Origin of the sequence: Mucilaginibacter sp. (assembly GCF_028288205.1) — a bacterium.
Taxonomy (GTDB): domain Bacteria; phylum Bacteroidota; class Bacteroidia; order Sphingobacteriales; family Sphingobacteriaceae; genus Mucilaginibacter.
The window spans coordinates 15216-34707 of sequence record NZ_JAQBOD010000063.1; the positions used below are offsets into that span (position 1 = coordinate 15216).

At 41.5% G+C, this 19492-nt stretch carries 18 protein-coding genes and 1 tRNA gene; 6 read left to right on the forward strand and 13 right to left on the reverse strand.

What is annotated here, in order from left to right; all coding sequences use genetic code 11:
- Positions 1 to 136 precede the first annotated feature (136 nt).
- The gene (locus tag JWR23_RS16735; RefSeq protein ID WP_299517492.1) at positions 137 to 1984 is read left to right on the forward strand and encodes a WG repeat-containing protein; all 1848 of its coding nucleotides are present in this window, start codon (positions 137 to 139) and stop codon (positions 1982 to 1984) included.
- A gap of 125 nt (positions 1985 to 2109) precedes the next feature.
- Here the strand turns inward: JWR23_RS16735 and JWR23_RS16740 are convergent, their stop codons facing one another.
- From JWR23_RS16740 to fucP, 10 genes are all read right to left on the reverse strand, one after another.
- Positions 2110 to 2691, reverse strand: a complete 582-nt coding sequence (locus JWR23_RS16740) for an LUD domain-containing protein (RefSeq protein ID WP_299517493.1) — start codon at positions 2689 to 2691, stop codon at positions 2110 to 2112.
- Between the two features lie 73 nt (positions 2692 to 2764).
- Entirely contained in the window at positions 2765 to 4144 is a 1380-nt protein-coding gene (locus tag JWR23_RS16745) for a lactate utilization protein B (RefSeq protein ID WP_299517494.1), read from the reverse strand.
- Positions 4128 to 4877, reverse strand: coding sequence for a (Fe-S)-binding protein (locus JWR23_RS16750; RefSeq protein WP_299517495.1), 750 nt, complete (start codon positions 4875 to 4877; stop codon positions 4128 to 4130). The genes JWR23_RS16745 and JWR23_RS16750 overlap by 17 nt, the downstream gene beginning before the upstream one ends.
- A 132-nt stretch (positions 4878 to 5009) precedes the next feature.
- Positions 5010 to 5792, reverse strand: coding sequence for an SDR family oxidoreductase (locus JWR23_RS16755; protein WP_299517496.1), 783 nt, complete (start codon positions 5790 to 5792; stop codon positions 5010 to 5012).
- Positions 5793 to 5943: 151 nt separating this feature from the next.
- Positions 5944 to 6774 (reverse strand): amidohydrolase, encoded by an 831-nt coding sequence (locus JWR23_RS16760; RefSeq protein WP_299517498.1) that lies wholly within the window; start codon positions 6772 to 6774, stop codon positions 5944 to 5946.
- Positions 6761 to 7618, reverse strand: a complete 858-nt coding sequence (locus tag JWR23_RS16765; protein ID WP_299517499.1) for a fumarylacetoacetate hydrolase family protein — start codon at positions 7616 to 7618, stop codon at positions 6761 to 6763. Before JWR23_RS16765 ends, JWR23_RS16760 begins: the two co-directional genes overlap by 14 nt.
- Before the next feature lie 224 nt (positions 7619 to 7842).
- Positions 7843 to 8607 carry an SDR family NAD(P)-dependent oxidoreductase gene (locus tag JWR23_RS16770; RefSeq protein ID WP_299517500.1) on the reverse strand — a complete coding sequence of 255 codons (765 nt, stop codon included), beginning with the start codon at positions 8605 to 8607 and terminating at the stop codon, positions 7843 to 7845.
- 154 nt (positions 8608 to 8761) lie between these two features.
- Positions 8762 to 10423, reverse strand: coding sequence for a UxaA family hydrolase (locus tag JWR23_RS16775; protein ID WP_299517502.1), 1662 nt, complete (start codon positions 10421 to 10423; stop codon positions 8762 to 8764).
- A gap of 24 nt (positions 10424 to 10447) precedes the next feature.
- Positions 10448 to 10777: an L-rhamnose mutarotase gene (locus JWR23_RS16780; protein WP_299517504.1), complete on the reverse strand. Its 330-nt coding sequence runs from the start codon at positions 10775 to 10777 to the stop codon at positions 10448 to 10450.
- Position 10778: 1 nt separating this feature from the next.
- The gene (gene fucP, locus JWR23_RS16785; protein WP_299517505.1) at positions 10779 to 12044 is read right to left on the reverse strand and encodes an L-fucose:H+ symporter permease; all 1266 of its coding nucleotides are present in this window, start codon (positions 12042 to 12044) and stop codon (positions 10779 to 10781) included.
- 143 nt (positions 12045 to 12187) lie between these two features.
- Between fucP and JWR23_RS16790 the strand changes: the two genes are divergently transcribed.
- Positions 12188 to 13054, forward strand: coding sequence for an AraC family transcriptional regulator (locus JWR23_RS16790; RefSeq protein WP_299517507.1), 867 nt, complete (start codon positions 12188 to 12190; stop codon positions 13052 to 13054).
- 488 nt (positions 13055 to 13542) lie between these two features.
- On the opposite strand, the gene JWR23_RS16795 is transcribed toward JWR23_RS16790, so the two are convergent.
- The gene (locus tag JWR23_RS16795; RefSeq protein WP_299517509.1) at positions 13543 to 13935 is read right to left on the reverse strand and encodes a hypothetical protein; all 393 of its coding nucleotides are present in this window, start codon (positions 13933 to 13935) and stop codon (positions 13543 to 13545) included.
- A 489-nt stretch (positions 13936 to 14424) separates the two neighbouring features.
- Positions 14425 to 15918: an NAD(P)/FAD-dependent oxidoreductase gene (locus JWR23_RS16800; protein ID WP_299517511.1), complete on the reverse strand. Its 1494-nt coding sequence runs from the start codon at positions 15916 to 15918 to the stop codon at positions 14425 to 14427.
- 71 nt (positions 15919 to 15989) lie between these two features.
- On the opposite strand from JWR23_RS16800, the gene JWR23_RS16805 reads away from it, so the two are divergent.
- Both JWR23_RS16805 and JWR23_RS16810 read left to right on the forward strand, forming a co-directional pair.
- Positions 15990 to 16823, forward strand: coding sequence for a phytoene/squalene synthase family protein (locus tag JWR23_RS16805; RefSeq protein ID WP_299517513.1), 834 nt, complete (start codon positions 15990 to 15992; stop codon positions 16821 to 16823).
- Between the two features lie 66 nt (positions 16824 to 16889).
- Complete coding sequence (locus tag JWR23_RS16810; protein ID WP_299517516.1) at positions 16890 to 17126, forward strand: cytochrome b5 domain-containing protein; 237 nt, start codon at positions 16890 to 16892, stop codon at positions 17124 to 17126.
- A 73-nt stretch (positions 17127 to 17199) separates the two neighbouring features.
- On the opposite strand, the gene JWR23_RS16815 is transcribed toward JWR23_RS16810, so the two are convergent.
- The gene (locus JWR23_RS16815; protein WP_299517514.1) at positions 17200 to 18117 is read right to left on the reverse strand and encodes a PfkB family carbohydrate kinase; all 918 of its coding nucleotides are present in this window, start codon (positions 18115 to 18117) and stop codon (positions 17200 to 17202) included.
- An 86-nt stretch (positions 18118 to 18203) separates the two neighbouring features.
- Here JWR23_RS16815 and JWR23_RS16820 point away from each other — a divergent pair.
- Together JWR23_RS16820 and map are read left to right on the forward strand one after the other, a co-directional pair.
- Positions 18204 to 18277: transfer RNA gene (locus JWR23_RS16820), tRNA-Asn, on the forward strand.
- 179 nt (positions 18278 to 18456) lie between these two features.
- Positions 18457 to 19221 carry a type I methionyl aminopeptidase gene (gene map, locus JWR23_RS16825; protein WP_299517515.1) on the forward strand — a complete coding sequence of 255 codons (765 nt, stop codon included), beginning with the start codon at positions 18457 to 18459 and terminating at the stop codon, positions 19219 to 19221.
- Positions 19222 to 19492: the final 271 nt, after the last annotated feature.

The following is a 19492-nucleotide window of genomic DNA, read 5'->3' on the forward strand; positions in this document are numbered from 1 at the left end:
GTGATATTTTATAAAATTGTCTGTGTAATAATTTAAATACAACAAAGTATCGAGCATTTTTGTAACGAAGATTATAACATTGCAATGTTAAGTATTCTAAATATCTGTATATTAGGGCAACCTATCTATCATACTTATGAAAGCCAAACCTATGTTCTTTATCGTTTCGTTAGTTGCAATTTTAATTGTTGCAGTTTTTCTTTTTTTCCATTTTAGAAACTCACGTAAGAGTGAAATAACCGAGGTAAAACAATTTTTAGCAAGGTTTAATAAAATTATAGCCGAAGGGAGTCTTGATTCATTAAATACTTGTTTTTGGCAAGGAAAAAAGGCCCCGTCGATTGAAAAATTGATTCAATATCTACCGACTATTGATGGAGACGATATTACACTAAAAGTTGAGCTAAACGTTGAGGCTTCAGAAATTATAAAAAACAACTCTGATGAAATAGAAGTCAAAGTGCCTCTTGTTTTAATATATAAACCTTTTAAACCCAAGCCGTCTTTTTTAATTCTTACCCTTAGAAAAACTAATACAAATCAATTTAAAATATCTCAGGCAGACGTAAAGCAATTTATAACTGATTATACCGCGTATATTAACTTTGTTGAAAAGGATGAAATTTTAAAGCAGGCAGCTTCATTTGATCCCATCACTTTAGCTTCATTAAAAACAGCCAGTCATTTAAAAACCAACTATGACAGTGTGGTTTGGTTCCAACATATAAATGATAAAACTTATTACTTCGTTGTAAAAGGGAAGTTAAATACATACTTCATGTTTCCTGATATGGCTAAAGAAAATCACGATGATAAGCCAACTTATAAAATGGGTTTAGTCAACCCTGAACTAAAGGAAATTATTCCTGCTGAATATGATCTAATACACAATATAAATGGCACTATTGATGGCCTCATTGAGGTAGAAAAAAATGATAAAAAAGGCTTTTATAATTTGGAAGGAAAAAAAATAGCAGAAGTAAAGTATGATCAAATTATCCCATTAAATGATCCTGAAAATGTTGCTGTTTTGAAAAATGGGAATGATTTTTTTTATTTAAAAGCTGATCTTACGATATCAGAAAAACTTCCTGATTTTAAAATAGTTACTATAATTCCAAAAGTAAAATATCTTAACGAAACTTTTACCTTAAATAATTCAAGGTCAAAAAACATAATAGAATTCAATTCTATTACAGCTAATAATTCAATTATAATTTCTCCGTCATACTTGGTTGATATGCAATTAGCACCTAAGTTTATCTATCTTCAAAACACGCTAAGACACACTGATAAAAGCGATAGCGATTTTGATAGCGAGGCTGATAGTGACGATTTGATATATTATACTATGAGCTATCAAAATTATGTTAAAAATGAAGACAATTGGTTTGATAACATTTATTTCTCATTACTTTCAAAAGACCATTCCCAAATAAACGAAAAGAAAAATGTTATCGTGGTTGATAAAAGAGCAAACAAATTATATGGAACAACTATTAACCCTGAATTGACTTTCCAAAGTGAAAAAGAAAAAGAGGAAAATGATAATAAGTGCAATGAAAATAGTTTCAGAGCAATCAATGATACTTTGTTCGAGTTCAAAACAACATCCAGTTTAAACGGCGTTCCGTTCTGCGAGATTAACACTGGGCCACGCTATTATTACTCGCATCTAACAAATGGTAAAATGGAAGAAGTTATAACAGAGGGTTGGTTCAAATTTACAAAATATGTAAAGATTGACGATTCATATCTAAAAGGCTGTTATGATGGTAAAAATAGCTACCCAAATATGACCATGACCAGTTGGATGCTTTACGAAATGTACGATAGATATGGTTACAAACCAACGGATTATAGTTTAATTGATAAAAATAATAAACCAGCGAATAAAATATATAATGAAACTTTTAGCGACATTGAAAAATATAATATGCAATGGCTAAACAAAAAAGTAGAACAAATGGAAAAGTCGAAGTGATCTGTTTCATTTGTTCCAATATTCAATCAACATACTTACGTTACCGATGATTAATACCATAAAATGGTGGCGCTATATTGTCAGTAATCTTATTTCATTCTATTCGCATGCGCGTGAACAAATAATTACGTTTTTATAAACACCGTCATACTCCGCGGCCCATGTGCACCTATAACCAACGACTGTTCAATATCCGCAGTTTTTGATGGCCCTGCTATGAATGATGCAAAACCATAAGACGGTAACAGGCTTATTTTATCATAAGCTTCGGCCATGGTTGGTACTATTTCGCCGCCATCAATTACAACTGCTAAATGCTGGGTTATAAATGGCAATACCCGCAAACCCATATTATCTTCGGTTATCCAGACCGCGCCGTTCTCGGCTACACCGAAATGGGCCTTAATAACCGCCAGTTCTACATCATACAGCCCATGCGGATCGGAGTTTTCCGGGATGCCTTTAAAACCGGTTAATTCTGCAATTGGCGTTACAACTCTTGTTGTGCTATAATTTTCAGTAATAAATGCCGCTATCTCTTCCCAGCTATTTACGTGTATAGCCTTGCCACCAATGTTTGTTAATACCTGCACAAATTGCTCTACAGAACCCACCTCGCCGGTTTTAAACGCGCTCAAGTCAGGCAGCTCACTTTTTGGTGGCTGATTATTGGCAACTGCCGCTAATATTTTTTCCCTCGTGGTCATACTATTTATTTTCACTGTAGGTGTATACGGTAAGTGTATACACTATATACACCCATATACACCCGTATACACTTTATTTGCTGCCCCGGTTCTGCTTATACCATTCGCCGAATGATTGCTCAGGTGGCTCGGGCATATCACGGTGTTTATACCACGGATTAAAACTATTGTTTACCGCAAACGGTGCGTATTTTAACGTCCACCTGCCCATTTTACCTGCCAGCCGATATATGGTTGGCGATGATAGCGTAGCGCCCATAACTTTCATGCCTATCGTTTTACCTGTAGGCGCTAAACCCTTTTTAACTAATACCTGCCGCCATTTATACAACTGGTCATGAATATCAATTTTAACCGGGCACACATTGGTACACGATCCGCAAAGTGTTGACGCGAATGGCAGATCCTTATATTTTTCCATATCCAGGTTTGGCGCGAGGATAGAGCCTATTGGCCCGGCAACAGCGTTATGGTAACTATGCCCGCCGCTTCTGCGATATACCGGGCAGGTGTTCATACACGCCCCGCAACGGATACATTTTAATGAGTTCCTGAAATCTTCGCGGCCCAACTGCACCGTGCGCCCGTTATCTACCAATACTATATGCATTTGCTGCCCCATGCGCGGGGTTTTAAAATGACTGCTGTAAGTGGTGATAGGCTGCCCGGTAGCACTACGGGTTAACAACCTTAAAAATATGCCCAAATGTTTCTTTTCGGGGATCAGTTTTTCAATACCCATGCTGGCTATGTGGATATCGGCTAAATGTGCGCCCATGTCGGCATTACCCTCATTGGTACAAACCACAAATTCGCCAGTTTCGGCTATCGCGAAGTTTACGCCGGTTAGGGCCGCTTTACGGGTTATAAATATTTCGCGCAAGTGACCACGGGCCGCCTCGGTTAATACCTGCGGATCGCTTACATCCAGCGGTGTGCCTAAATATTGATGGAACAGTTCGCCAATTTCTTCTTTCTTTTTATGGATGCAGGGCAATACAATATGGCTCGGTGGTTCTTTGGCTAGTTGTACAATACGTTCGCCCAGGTCAGAATCTATTACTTCTATGCCATGTTCATGCAGGTATTCGTTCAATCCGCACTCTTCGGTAAGCATAGATTTGCTTTTAACCATGCGGGTAACCTGGTGCTCATTAAGCAAGCGATGTATGATCTGGTTATGCTCTGCCGCATCAGCCGCCCAATGAACGGTTATGCCATTGGCCTGCGCGTTGGCTTCAAATTGTTGCAGGTAGTTATGCAGGTTACCCAGCACATTGTTTTTTATGGCCGATGCCGCTTCACGCAGTTGTTCCCACTCGGGCAACTGGTGTACCATCTTGTCGCGCTTTTGGCGCACCCACCAAAGTGTTTCGTCGTGCCAGTTTACCCGCTCTTCATCGCGGTTAAAGTTTTCGGCTAGTTCGGCGTGGTCCTTAGTTATTACTTCCATTTCCCCCGGCGTTTAAAATTTCGGCTATATGTATCACTTTTACGTTGCTGCCCTGGCGTTTTAATATCCCTTCCAAATGCATCAGGCATGACATATCCGCGCCGGTAATATATTCGGCGCCGTGCAGTAAATGATCCGCGATCCTGTCTTTTCCCATCTTTACAGATACCGCTTCTTCGGTCACGCAAAACGTACCGCCAAAGCCGCAGCATTCGTCAATACGGCTCAGTTCTATCATTTCAATATCCTTCACCATGTTTAACAGGCTGCCGGGTTTAGAAAAACCGGGCGCTACCAACTCGCTCATCGAGCTTAAATGCAAACCGCGCTGACCGTGACAACTGATGTGCATACCAACTTTATGCGGAAAGCTGGCCGTTAAAGTCTCCACCTTTAACACATCGGTTAAAAATGACGTTAGTTCATAAACCTTATTGCCCAAATAATCGGGGTTATGATGACCGGTTTCGCTTAAATGCTCGCGCAGATACAATACGCAACTGCCCGATGGGGATACGATATAATCAAACTCGTTAAAATTTTTAATGAACAGGTCGCTGCAACCTTTAGAAAGATCCTGGAAACCGGAGTTAGCCATGGGCTGCCCGCAGCAGGTTTGATTTTGCGGATATACCACATCTACCCCCAGCTTTTCCAGTAATTGCAGGGTAGCAATAGCCACGCCGGGATAAAACTGGTCTACATAACATGGTATAAATAATCCTACCTTCATCTTAAATATAACAAATGAAGCGTCATTGCGAATGAGGAACGAGTGTGGCAATCTCTACACAACAGGTAGGTTGTACCCTATCGTGTAGAGAGATCGCCGCGCTGCGCTCGCGATGACGCCTTTTATTTTTTTTTATTCAATAACCCTGTCTAAATGTGTATAGCCGCCGTCCACGTGTATCAATTGCCCGGTTGTATGGCTTGATACTTCTGACAACAGGAATACCACCGTATTAGCAATTTCTTCAGTAGTGGTCATGCGGTGCCCTAACGGGATATTTTTTACAATTTCTTTTAATTTTTCTTCGGGATTTGGCAGTGTATGGATAAAATAATCATACAGCGGTGTCCAGCATTCGGCCACAATAACCGCGTTTACTCTTATCCCGTAAGGTAATAATTCAACCGCCCATTCGCGGGTTAAGGCGTTACGGCCACCATTAGCAGCAGCATAGGCTGATGTATTGCCCTGCCCGGTCTCTGCCACCTTCGAGCCTATATTTACAATATTACCTTTTGATTTTTTCAGCTCGGGCAACGCGAATTTTGCCATCAGGTAATAATGCACCACGTTACGGTGCAGACTGCGCATAAAATCCTCGTAATTGCCTTTCTCTAAACCTACACTGTCATTAACACCGGCATTGTTTATCAAACCCTCTATGCGGCCATATTTGGCTATTACGGCATTTACCGCTTTCTCGCATTCGGCGGGTTCGGTCAACTCGGCAGCAACCTGGAAAACCTCAAAGCCCTGTGCTTTCAGGTCATCGGCAACCTTTAAATTGTCTTCGGCTTTACGGCCAATAATTACAGGTATAGCGCCCTCGCTTGCCAGTAATCTAACTATGCCCTCGCCTATTCCTTTTGCGCCGCCGGTTACAATAACCACTTTGTTTTTTAACTGCAGATCCATTTTTAATGTTTTTAATTGGTTGTTTCTTCTCTTTATACAATTCCCCTCTTGAGAGAGGGCGCGATGGACTTGTGTAATGGCAGGGGTGTGTTAACCGCGCGTATAACACACCCCTCGCCCCTCTCAAGAGGGGAACCCACCGCTCTATCCTTTAAAGTCCATAAAATCTAATCGCATTCTCACCCCAAAACTTACCTTGTTCCGCCTCAGAAAGTTTAGCGACATAACTTTCGCAAATACCCATCATTTCACCATAAGTTGCCGCTACACGGCATACCGGCCAGTCGGAGCCGTACATTATCCTGTCAATACCAAAAGCTTCAAATACTACATCCAGATAAGGTGTAAAATCCGCTATCTTCCAGTTTTTCCAATCGGCCTCTGTTACCATGCCCGATACCTTGCAATACACATTTTCATTTTTTGCTATTGCCCGCATATCCTTTGCCCATCCGTCTATATCTTTCTCTTTTATCTTTGGCTTCGCGATGTGATCGATAACAAAAGGCTGATCAGGGAACGCCGCCGCAAACTCATTAGCATAAGCTATCTGATCGGTATAGATCAAAATGTCATAAGTATAACCAAATTGTTTTAATTTGGATATGCCACGTTTAAAATCGGTATTCAACATAAAGGCCCTATCGGCTTCACCCTGTAATATATGGCGGAAGCCTTTCAGCTTTTCAAATTGTTTGTAATAGGCTAAGCGCTCTTCAATATTCTCCGCTTTCAGGTCTATCCAGCCAACCACACCTTTTATAAAATCATGTTTGGCGGCATGACCCAACAGTATTGCATTTTCTTCTTCTGTTTGATCTACCTGTACCGTAACGCAGCCGTTAATGCCATATTCCTGTAAGATAGGCTCCAAATGAACGGGCAAAAAATCCTGTTGGATAATTTCCATATCATCATTGATCCAGGCGTGCTGCACCGGGTCATACTGCCAAAAATGTTGATGCGAATCAATTCTTGACATATGCTTTTAACACTTGTTTTGATTCGCCAAGTCCATCAATACCCAGTTCCATTACATCACCGGCTTTTAAATATATCGGCGGGTTAAAGCCCAACCCAACGCCCGCTGGCGTGCCGGTTGAGATAATATCGCCCGGTAATAAAGTCATGAATTTGCTCACATAAGCAATAACAACCGGTACATTAAATATAAAATTGGAGGTATTGCCATCCTGCATGGTTTTACCGTTTACCTTTAGCCAAAGGCGCATATTGTCTATATCTTTAATCTCATCGGCAGTTGCCATGAACGGGCCCATCGGCGCGAAAGTATCACAGCCTTTGCCTTTGTCCCAGGTACCGCCGCGCTCAAACTGGAACCCGCGTTCTGTTACATCATTATGCAGCATATAACCGGCCACATAATTCAAAGCGTCAGCTTCATCCACATAGCTTGCTTTTTTGCCGATAACTATGGCCAGCTCCACTTCCCAATCCGTTTTAACAGAATCTTTAGGGATAACCACATCATCAAACGGACCACCCAGCGCTGTGGTTGATTTCAAGAACAGTACCGGCTCTGTAGGTAGCGCAACACCCGTTTCTTTAGCATGATCAGCATAATTTAAACCGATACAAAGAATTTTTGATGGCCTTGCAACAGGGCTGCCTAAACGTTCGTTAGCGCCAACCTGCTGTAGTTTTCCGGAATGATCAGCCAGGAACTTTTTGAGCCTTGCCAACCCGTCAGTTTCAAAAAACTGCTCGTTATAATCTTCGCCAAAGGCTGATGTATCGTATTTGATATCGTTAATTAGTACACCTGTTTTTTCTTTGCCGGGGTTGCCCCACCTGATTAGTTTCATGTTATATGTTTTAGTCTTTTAAATATTCTCTTATAGAACGCGCGCCGTTGACTCACCCCGCGGCACTTCGTGCGCGACCCTCTCTTCGCTGCGCGGAAAGAGGGTTGGCTTCACTTTTATTTTTATTATCTTTTTTATTAACCCTCTTTACGGCTTGCCGAAGAGAGGGTGATGGAGCGTAGCGATGATCGGGTGAGTAATCGCCGCCAGGCTATATTTCCTGTTTAGTTATTCAATTTCATAAATCCGCCATCCAACGGATAATCAGAACCCGTTACAAACCCAGCTTCATCAGAGCACAGGTATAATGCCAGCGATGCCACTTCTTCGGGTTTACCCATGCGGCCAATTGGCTGACTTTTGGATAGTTTCTCAAACATCTCTGTTTCTTGCCCCGCATAGTTTTTGGCGATGAAACCGTCGACAAAAGGGGTATGTACCCTTGCCGGCGACAAGCTGTTACAGCGTATGTTATTATCAACATAATCGCGCGCTACAGACATGGTCATTGCTGCAACAGCGCCCTTACTCATGGAATAAGCAAACCTGCTCACAATACCTACCCATGATGCTACCGAGGCCATATTTAAAATCACACCGCCGCCATTTTCTTTCATTAACGGGATAGCCGCGAACAGCGAATTGTATACGCCTCTAACATTTACATTAAATATTTTGATGAAATCTTTTTCGCTGGTGGTATCGGCCATGCCAATATGGGCAATGCCCGCGTTATTTACCAGGATATCTATTACACCAATACTTTGATAGATTGCCACCATTTGCTGCTGATCGCTCACATCACAGCTATGCGCAAAGGCCGAACCGCCCGCTTTTACTATTTCATCAACCGTATTTTTTGCTGCATCAATATCTAATTCGATGATATGTACAACTGCTTCCTGCTTTGCAAACAATAAAGATATTGCTCTTCCTATTCCACTTCCACCGCCTGTTATTATGGCTGATTTTCCTTTTAAACTAAACATTTAATCCTCCTAACCCTCCCCGGTAGGGAGGGCCTTTTTATTTTTTTAATTGTCAAACATTTTATTCAAGTCTCCTCTACCGGGGGAGATTATTCACATTTAAGTTTGTTTCTATATGGTGTTTATGATGGTTTCACCGTTTAGAGGAGGCTGCTTACAACGAAACTCCTCTTTTCCAAGGGATAAAATCGTCCTGCCCTAACTGTACAGATTTTGGTTGTACAATGCCGCTGGCCACCAGTATTACATATTCTAATATGCGCTCGCCGGCTTGTTCAATAGTTTCTGTTCCTTCTATTATGGTTCCGCAGTTAATATCGATGATATCGGGCATACGGTCGAAAATTCGGGTATTGGTTGATAGTTTGATAACCGGGGTAATAGGATTACCTGTTGGCGTGCCTAAGCCGGTTGTAAACAGAACAATGTTAGCGCCCGAGCCAACTTCGGCAGTAGTGCTTTCTACATCACTGCCCGGTGTGCATAATAAGTTCAAGCCGGGTTTGGTTACTTTCTCCGGGTAATCCAGCACCGCGGCAACCGGCGAGTTACCACCTTTTTTTGCCGCGCCTGCAGATTTAATGGCATCGGTAATTAAACCATCTTTAATATTTCCGGGTGATGGGTTGGCGTAAAAACCAGAGCCATCAGCTTCGGCCTTAGCATTATAGGTACGCATCAGGTGCATAAATTTTTGAGCGGTATCTACATCAATACAACGGTCGCTTAGTTCCTGCTCAACACCGCATAGCTCAGGAAACTCGGCCAGTATAACACTGCCACCCAAACTAACCAGCACATCAGACACATAACCCAATGCAGGGTTAGCCGATATACCCGAGAAACCATCCGACCCGCCACACTCTAAGCCAATACATATTTTTGATATTGGGGCAGGTTTTCTTTCCTGTTTATTGGCTTCAATCAGGCCTGCAAAAGTTTGCTTTAATGCCTCCTGCATCAAGGTGCTTTCCTTGCCTATTTTTTGTTGTTCGAGTACGATTAGCGGCTTTTTAAAATTGGGATCGCGTTTTTTTATTTCTGTTTCCAGGATAGCGGCCTGCGCGTGCTGGCAGCCCAGGCTTAGTACAGTCGCGCCTGCTACGTTTGGATGGGTGATATATCCTGCCAGCAACCCGCATAAAGCGTCGGAGTCTGACTTGGTACCGCCGCAGCCCATATCGTGCGTTAAAAACTTAATGCCATCTATGTTCTCGAACAGCTTTTTAGAGGTCTTTTGCGCCGTTTCTATTTGCAGGTCGGCATTTAAAATAGATTCTACCGAACTGCCGGTTTGGTAAAGGCTGATTAAACTCTCTACCTCGTCCTCATAACTTTTCGCTTTTTTAAAGCCCAGTTTTTCAACCAATGCGTCTTTTAGCACCATAATGTTACGGTTCTCGCAAAACACCAGCGGAATAACCAGCCAGTAATTAGCTGTACCTACCGAACCATCCTGCCGGTGATAGCCTAAAAATGTTCTTCCTGCAAATTTATCAGCCTCTGGCTTATGCCAGTTCAGCTTGCGTTCGCCCAGTTTAAAATCGCTGGCGGCGTGGTGTATATTTTCGGTAGTAATGGCGTTTCCTTTTGGGATGTGATGGTTTGCCTTGCCAACCAATACCCCATACATGTAAATTTCCTGCCCTTTGTTAAGATCGGTTATGGTAAATTTATGTTTGGCGGCTACATCAGTTACCAGGGTAATATTGTCGCCGTTAAATGGCACAACGGTTCCTTTGGCAATATCCTGCAGGGCAACCAGCACATTATCATGCGGATGTATTTGTAAAAAGGTATTTATATTCTCAATCATGGCTTTTGTCACAAAAATTATACATTATACATTATAAATTTTTTTCATCAATACCCATTTTTCGCCGGGTTTTGAGCCGGGGATGGCCTGCTGGTATTTCCACATCAGCGTCTCCCATTCCTGCACTTTAGCGTTAGCAGCATCCAGAGCGCCCTTTTTATCAAAGCTGAAACTATCATTAGTTTCCATTACCATAAACAAACGGTTAAAACAGCGGTATATTTCCAGGTGGGTAATACCCGAGCTGATAATACTGTCATGAATTTCGGGCCATATAGCCTCATGGTATTTTTCATACTCCGCAATAAGTCGCGGATCATCCTTTAAATCTAACGCTAAACAATACCTGTTCATATTATATTGGTCTCTTTACAATTTTATGTCCTTTTAAACCAAAATACAGGATGAACAGGAAACATATTAACGGCACTATATAAGCCATTTGTATGCTGCCGGTCCTGTCAGATATTTGCCCCATGAACCATGGCGCTACGCCACCGCCTATTATAGACATTACAAGGAACGATGATGCAATTTTTGTTTCCTCGCCCAGGCCCTTTATACCTAACGCAAAAATAGTTGGGAACATAATAGACATAAAGAAAGGCACTGCCAGTAATGAATACAGGGCCACATGGCCTTTTGTAGTCAAGGCAATAATCAGCAATAATATATTTATAACCGCGTAAAGGCTTAATAATTTAGCCGGATCAATGTATTTCATTATAAATGTACCGGCAAAACGGCCCACCATAAAACCTCCCATGGCTATAAAGCCAAATAAAAACGCGGCTTCCTTTTCGGCTATACCAGCTACAAATTTGGCATAACGTATAAAGAAGCTACCCACACAAACCTGCGAACCTACATAGCAGAACTCGGCTATAACCGCCCATTTTAAATGACTGTTCTTGAACACACGGATAGAAAAATCGGCTCCCGGCGAGTGACTTTCAACCGCCTCATCATCTTCCTTAACAGCCGGGATATGTGTAAAAATAAAAAGCAGTATCAGCACAATAACCACAACTCCAATAACCATATAGGGCAATTTTACAGTATTAGCTTCTGTTTGTAAATAGGCGGCTAATTGCGCCGCAGACATGTGCTTTAACTCGGCCGGGGTATGTTCAATACCTGATAGAATTAGTTGCCCGCCAATAATCGGGGCCAATAATGCTCCCGCTCCATTAAATGATTGCGCGAAATTTAATCGTTGTGTTGATGTTTCTTTATCACCTAAAATAGATACATAAGGGTTAGCAACCGTCTCTAAAAAAGTCGCCCCGCTGGCGCTTATAAATATGGCTACTAAAAAAAACGTGTAGCTCTGCGCGTTGGCGGCAGGGATAAACAGGAATGCTCCGGTCGCAAAAAGAATTAATCCTAATATGATACCTTTTTTGTAGCTGTATTTATGCACAAATAAACCCGCCGGAATAGCTATTATAAAATAAGCTGTATAAACAGCCACATCAATATATGACGATTGTGTATCAGTTAATTCTAAGGCTTTTTTTAAATGCGGGATAAGGATAGAATTAATATTATGCAAGAACGCCCACAGGAAAAAAAGCGACGTGACTAAAATTAACGGGAACAGGTACTTATTTTTTGCCATAATGAGGTTGGTTTGTAATTTGGTTATCTCAAAGAAAGCATTTTAGGTGGTTATAAAATTTTATTTTATTGTCTAATTATTAAGCTATTTTGGCATATTTTAGTTAAATAAACTATTATTGAGAATAAATTAGACAATCTTTAATGAAACCCCAACTACTAAAAGTTTCAAATGACCTGATTCACTCCTTCAGTTCGCGGCAGGATAAGGTGCCTTACATTAATAACCGCTGGCATTACCACCCGGAGGTTGAACTGATTTACTTTAAAAAAGGTAACGGAACACAGTTTGTTGGCGATAGTATACAGCGCTTCCAATCGGGCGACGTGGTATTGCTGGGCGCTAATTTGCCGCATTACTGGCGCTTTGACGATGTATATTTTGAGGACGAAGCCAATAACCTTGCCGATGTAAGCGTAATACATTTTTGCGATAATTTTTGGGGCGATGCTTTTTTAAACCTGCCCGAAAACGCGGTGATCCGTAACATACTGCAAAAAGCAAAGCGGGGCATACAAGTTACCGGTGATGAAAAACAACAATTAGGCAAACTGGTAGAAACCATTGTACTAACCGAAGGGCCAAAAAAGATAATGCTGTTGATGGAGGCGCTGATGGAAATTGGCAGTTCTAAACAAACTAAAATAATATCGTCCATAGGTTCGCGGAATGATTTTCATCAATCAGAGAACGACCGCATTAATGCTATTTACGATTACTCCATAGCCAATTTTAAGCGCAAGATATCAATGGAAGAAATGGCCGCCATTGCTAATATCAGTCCTAATTCTTTCTGTAGATATTTCAAATCAAGAACGCGTAAAACCTACAGCCAGTTTATTAACGAGATACGGGTGGGACATGCCTGCAAGCTTTTGATAGAGAACAAGATAAACGTAAAGCAAATTTGCTACGAAAGCGGCTTTCATAATTTTGCCAGCTTTCATAAATACTTTAAAAGCATTACGGGGAAGAGTCCGTTGAGTTACCAGAAGGCGGTTTTTAATTAAAGAAGAGGCCGTATCAAACTTAAAGTGACAAAAATCTTTGTGCCACTTTGCATCTTCTTTGTGTTCTCTGTGGTAAAATTTAAACACAGAGGGCGCTAAGTAGGCACGGAGATCACAGAGGCCGTTTTTTGTTTCGGCTCACTTTTGAATGAATAGCATGTCATCACAAATTGTGACCACATACCAAGAATTCGTAATCTAAGTTCCCTCCCATTGGGAGGGGTGCGGCTGGCTGTGAAATGGCAGGGAGGGGTTTCGCCGATTTATAAATCGCTTCATTTACCCCTCCCTACCCTCCCAGGGGAGGGAATCGCACCAGCCGCCGCTCCTTTTAACCTAAGTTCCCTCCCAATTGGAGGGGTGCGGCCGGTTGTGAAATGGCAGGGAGGGGATTTCGCCGATTTATAAATCGCTTCATTAACCCCCTCCCTACCCTCTCAAGGGAGGGAATCGCACTGGCTACCGCTCCTTTTAATTTGCCTTCTGTCTTACTCGTTCTTCTTCGCTTCTTCCTGTTCATTTTTATACTGCAGCCGTTCTAAATTCACGTCAACCTTTATAAGTGCAAACAGGGCCATATAAATGTTAGCTATCCATACTATAGAGAACCCTGCCAAAACATATCCCCGCCAGTCGTCAAGTAAAAATTTATAGCCGGTAAATATTAGCATCAGTACGGTTACGTAATGGCTAAAGCAATATTCGCAGATAAAAACATAAAAGAATTTACGGCCCCAAATTGTCTTATTTTGTTTACTGCGCCTTGCACAAAAATCTCTGGGTTCTTTAAAAATTTCTTCGTGTGTAACTGTCCAGGCAATACAGGCAACCGGAATAGCCAATAAAAAAAGCCAGGCAACCTGGATGTGGAGCTCCATCATAAAAATAATTTCAACTAATGCATTACAATCCAGATAGGATAAGGTTTTAATATGGCTATTGGAAAGAAGCGGGGGGTGTGCTATTCTGAAAATACAGCATACAAATTTACATCAATAGTATTGCCCGGGGGGCGTGACTCGTCCTGAAATAGGTTTACAAAAAAGTGTTTCACATCAGGTGTTTCACCCTAAATTTGCAAAAATCGGCAAAACAGCATAAAATTCTTATTATAAGGTATTTACATACACTTACCTAAAGCTTTTGTACTGTTTCAAAGTGTTTCACTCATTTTGTTAAATTACTATATATCAATATGTTAACCTAAAATAGTGTTTCATGTGTTTCATTATTTTGTGAAACACTACATCACCTTTTTTAATGTGATAACCGTTTACCGCGCCGGCAGTGTCTTTTGCGCGTTAACACACCCCTGCAACCGCTCTGCCCAGCGCACCCCCTCTCAAGAGGGGATTTAAAATTGGTTATCATTATACTTTCCCACTCCTGTTTAAATATGCCATTGCTTCTTTAGCAACCACCTGCCCAGAAATTATTGCAGGTGGCACACCTGGTCCCGGTACGGTTAGTTGCCCGGTATAAAGCAGGTTTTTAACATGCTTATTACGCATGGCGGGTTTAAAAAATGCGGTTTGGGTTAGCGTATTGGCCAGTCCGTATGCATTGCCTTTAAAGGAATGGTAATCAGTTTTAAAATCATTAAGGGCATAGCTTCTTTTAACTATAATAGCGTCTCTGATGCTTTGCCCGATAATAGCTTCAAAGCGCCCCAGTATCAGTTCAAAGTACTGTTCTCGTATATTATCATTGTCTTCTAAACCCGGTGCAACAGGCATCAGGAAAAACAGGTTCTCGCAGCCTTCAGGTGCTACGGTATTATCTGTTTTTGATGTACAGCAAACATAAAACAGGGGCTTATCCGGCCATTTGGGGCTGGTGTAAATATCTTTTGCATGCTGCTCAAAATCTTCGTCAAAAAATAAATTATGATGCTGTATATCGTTAATTTTTTTGTTGATGCCAATATAAAACAACAGGCTTGAGGGCGACATAACCCGGCTATCCCAATACTTTTTGGTGTAGTTTCGGTAAGGTTTGTCCAATAAATGCTGGTCCACATGCTCATAATCGGCACCGGCAATAACCATATCAGCTTGTATGTTCCCTTTATGGGTTATAATGTTGCTAACCTGCTTATTGGCAACCTCAATTTTGGTTACTTCTGTATCCAGCTTAATTTCTACCCCCAAACCTTCAGCAAGCTTAACCATGGCTTTTACAATTTCATTCATCCCGCCCATAGGGTACCAAGTGCCTAAAACCAGGTCGGCATAGTTCATCAGGCTGTACATGGCAGGCGTATCTTGTGGTGTAGCACCCAAAAACAGAACAGGGAACTCTAATAATTGAATAAGTTTAGGCTCTTTAAAATACCTGCGCACGTGCTTGCTCATACTGCTTAACAACTGCATGTTCAGGCTTTTTTTTAGGAGATTTAAATCAATAAACTCTGTAATAGCATGTGACGGGCGGAACACGTATTCGCCCATACCAACCTTGTATTTGTATGCGGCTTGCTTTAAAAATTCGGCTAACTGAATACTGCTGCCCGGCTCTATGCTTTCAAAAAGCTTGGAGAGTTCGAGTCCATCCGCAGGCACATCTATCAGATCATCTTTGCCATAATAAATACGATAGCCGGGGTCGAGTCTTTTCAGTTCATAAAAGTCGGACGTTTTTTTACCGAACAAGGCAAAGAAATTCTCAAAAACATCAGGCATCCAATACCAGCTTGGACCCATATCAAACCGGAACCCATCCTGTTGCCATACCCCTGCCCTGCCCCCCGATTGTTTATTTTTTTCGAGGATGGTAACCCGGTATCCTTCCTTGGCCAATACACACGCTGCAGACAGGCCGGCAAAGCCACTGCCAATTACAACTATATGTTTTAACTTATTCATAAATTTTGTAGCCGAAAGTAAGCAAATTGTTTTGCGGGCGCATTGATTTATGTACTTTTGAAGCCAAGCGCATGGCTAAGATGGATCTGTATGATGAAGCCTGTTTTGAATGCAGTAAATTAATAACCACTAAGTACAGCACTTCATTCAGCAAAGGTATTAAGGCATTTAATAAGCAATTCAGGTATCCTGTTTATGCTATTTATGGTTTTGTACGCTACGCGGATGAAATTGTAGATACTTTTCACAACCACGATAAAGCCCGGCTCATCAGCGATTTTAAACAGGAAACTTTTAAGGCCATCAACCAAAAAATAAGCCTGAACCCGGTTTTGCACTCTTTTCAAATTGTGGTGAACCAATACAGTATAGATCATCAATTGATAGAAGAATTTTTACGCTCGATGGAAATGGACCTTGACCATAAGGTTTATGATGATGCTAATTATCAAACTTATATTCATGGCTCGGCCGGAGTTATTGGCTTAATGTGCCTGCAGGTTTTTTGCGAGGGCAATAAAGAGTTATACCAGCAATTAATGCCTATGGCGCTAAGTTTGGGGGCGGCTTTCCAGAAGATTAATTTTTTGCGGGATATAAAATCTGATTATGAAGATCGCGGCCGCACTTATTTTCCGGGAATTGATTTTAAGAACTTTACCCAACAAGATAAACAACGTATTGAAGCCGATATACAACATGATTTTGATGAAGGCTATAAGGGGATAATGCTTTTACCCAAAGGTGTGCGGCTTGGGGTTTATGTTGCCTATTGTTATTATTTACAGTTGTTTAAAAAGATAGCGCATACACCTGTAAATGAAATATTAGACCACCGTATCAGGGTTTCTAATATCCGCAAAGGCTTGCTGTATGTAAAAGCCCGGATAAAGCAAGGTATTTAACATGTGTTGTGCAACGCACATCTTTCATTGCCTGAATTTGAACCCGGAAAAAGTATATTTGAAAAAATGACAGACCTGCCTATATACACCAAATCACAACTGGCCCTGCGCAACGGGCAGGACAAGCCCGAAGTGTGGATTGCTTATAAAGGCGTTATCTATGATGTATCCCGCAGCCGCCTGTGGCGTAATGGTAAACACTATGAGCATTGGGCCGGCCAGGACCTTACCCACGAACTGGGCGATGCGCCGCATGATGAATGGGTGTTCCAGAATTTTGATGCGATAGGAAAGCTAAAATAAATTAAATACGAAATGCCGATTGCGGAAGTATTATTTTCATTCCGCAATCGGCATTTCGATTTTCGCAATTATATTACTTTATCTCGAACGAAGATAAATTCACAAACTCTTGTATACGTTCTGCAATTTCTTGCTGAGTTACATTTTTGATTTTTTCTGTACCAAACTTCTCTACACAAAACGAAGCCAATGCCGAGCCAAAAATTATGGCATTCTTCATATTATTAAAGTTTACCGTGCCCACCTTTGCCATGTAGCCAATAAAACCACCGGCAAAGGTATCACCTGCTCCTGTAGGGTCAAATACTTCTGCTAATGGCAATGCCGGGGCCGAAAATATTTTATCTTCATGAAACAACAACGCGCCATGCTCGCCTTTTTTAATGATAAGGTATTTTGGCCCCATGGTTAAAATTTTGCAAGCAGCCTTAACTAATGAATACTCGCCGGATAACTGGCGGGCCTCGGCATCATTAATAGTTAATACATCAATAAGTTTTATAGTTTCTAACAGGTCATCCATTGCTATGTCCATCCAAAAGTTCATGGTGTCCATTACAATAAGCTTAGGCCGATTGGTTAAACGTTTTATAACCGTTTGCTGTACCTGCGGGGTAAGGTTGCCCAGCATCAGGTATTCGCAGTCCTGATAGCTTGCGGGGATGATCGGGTCAAAATCAGCCAGTACATTTAATTCGGTTACCAGCGTGTCGCGGCTGTTCATGTCGTTATGATACTTACCGCTCCAAAAAAACGACTTCTCACCTTTTTTAATTTGCAGCCCTTCGGTATCTATATGATGACTTTTAAAGTCATCAATCTCGCTTTCAGGGAAATCATCGCCTACAACGGCTACAATTTTAACCTTATCATAAAAGTAAGCTGCCGCTAAACCTGCATAGGTAGCAGCGCCGCCAACAATTTTATCCGTCTTACCAAAGGGTGTTTCAATAGCGTCAAACGCCACAGTACCAATAACAACTAAACTCATTTAATATTTTTTATAATTTTTTTTGACAAATATTGTAAAATTAGCTCAGAAATCATACTTTTGCACTCTCCAAACCGGAAAATGATTCCTGAGTAGCTCAGCTGGTTAGAGCATCTGACTGTTAATCAGAGGGTCGCTGGTTCGAGCCCAGCCTCAGGAGCTTGAAAATCAATATAAAAAACCCTACTCTGGCGAGTAGGGTTTTTTATTTGCACAAAATTTGCACAAAAATTACGTTCAAAAGATTCATTATCAACTTAGCTTAATTTTTGGATCAATCACATTTTCGGCCTGTCAAATGTATTAATTGTTAATTTTGCCATAGATAAAAACTTAAAAATGTCTATAACTACCGAAAACGAAAGAATTGGAATGCAGCATGCAAGTGATGCTGTTGCCATCACTCTTAAAAAGATGCGTGAGTTTGCCAAGCCGGGCATTTCAACAAAGGAACTTGACGAGTACGGCGGCGAATTGCTGACACAGATGGGCGCACGTTCTGCACCTACGTTAACCTATGGTTTCCCCGGGTATACATGTATTAGTATTAATGAAGAAACTGCGCACGGCATACCGTCAGCCAATAAAATTTTAAAAGAAGGTGATCTGATAAATATTGATGTATCGGCAGAATTAAATGGCTATTGGGCTGACAATGGCGGCTCCTTCGTATTGGGCGAAGATATCCACGGCCATGGCAGATTGGTAGAAACGTCGAAAGAGATATTGAGGAAGGCAATCAGCAACATTAAAGGTGGTGTCAGAATATCAGAGATAGGCAGGTTGATCGAAACTGAAGCCAAGAAAGCCGGCTACACGGTAATAAAAAACCTGACCGGACATGGTATTGGTCGCAGCTTGCACGAAGAACCCCATGAGATAGCTAACTACTGCGACAGGTATAATACTACTCGTTTCAAAAAAAATTCGGTGGTAGCGATAGAAACATTTATTTCAACAAGGTCGACAATTGCCGATACACAAGCCGATGGATGGACGCTAAGCGGTAATAAAGGTGGTTTTGTTGCGCAACACGAGCATACCATTATGGTAACCGGCGGTCAGCCGATGATATTTACAGCGCAGAACGGCATTTGGGATTAATCAGCGGTTCGTTTGGTTCGAGCCTAGAAGCAGTAGCAAAGAGGCCGCCTCATAATTACTTATTAAGACGGCCCTCTTTTGCATTTTCAGTTACCGGGTCAATTACATTAAGGAAATAACACCCCATTATAGGCAGAAACATTTGCCAGTGGTATAGTTGAGTTATATTGATTGTTAATTGCCGTTATAAACTGGTTGGCAACAATTGAGTAACCACGCGGCGTTAGATGCACTCCGTCTAAAGAGAATATACCGCCGCTTATGTAATTTG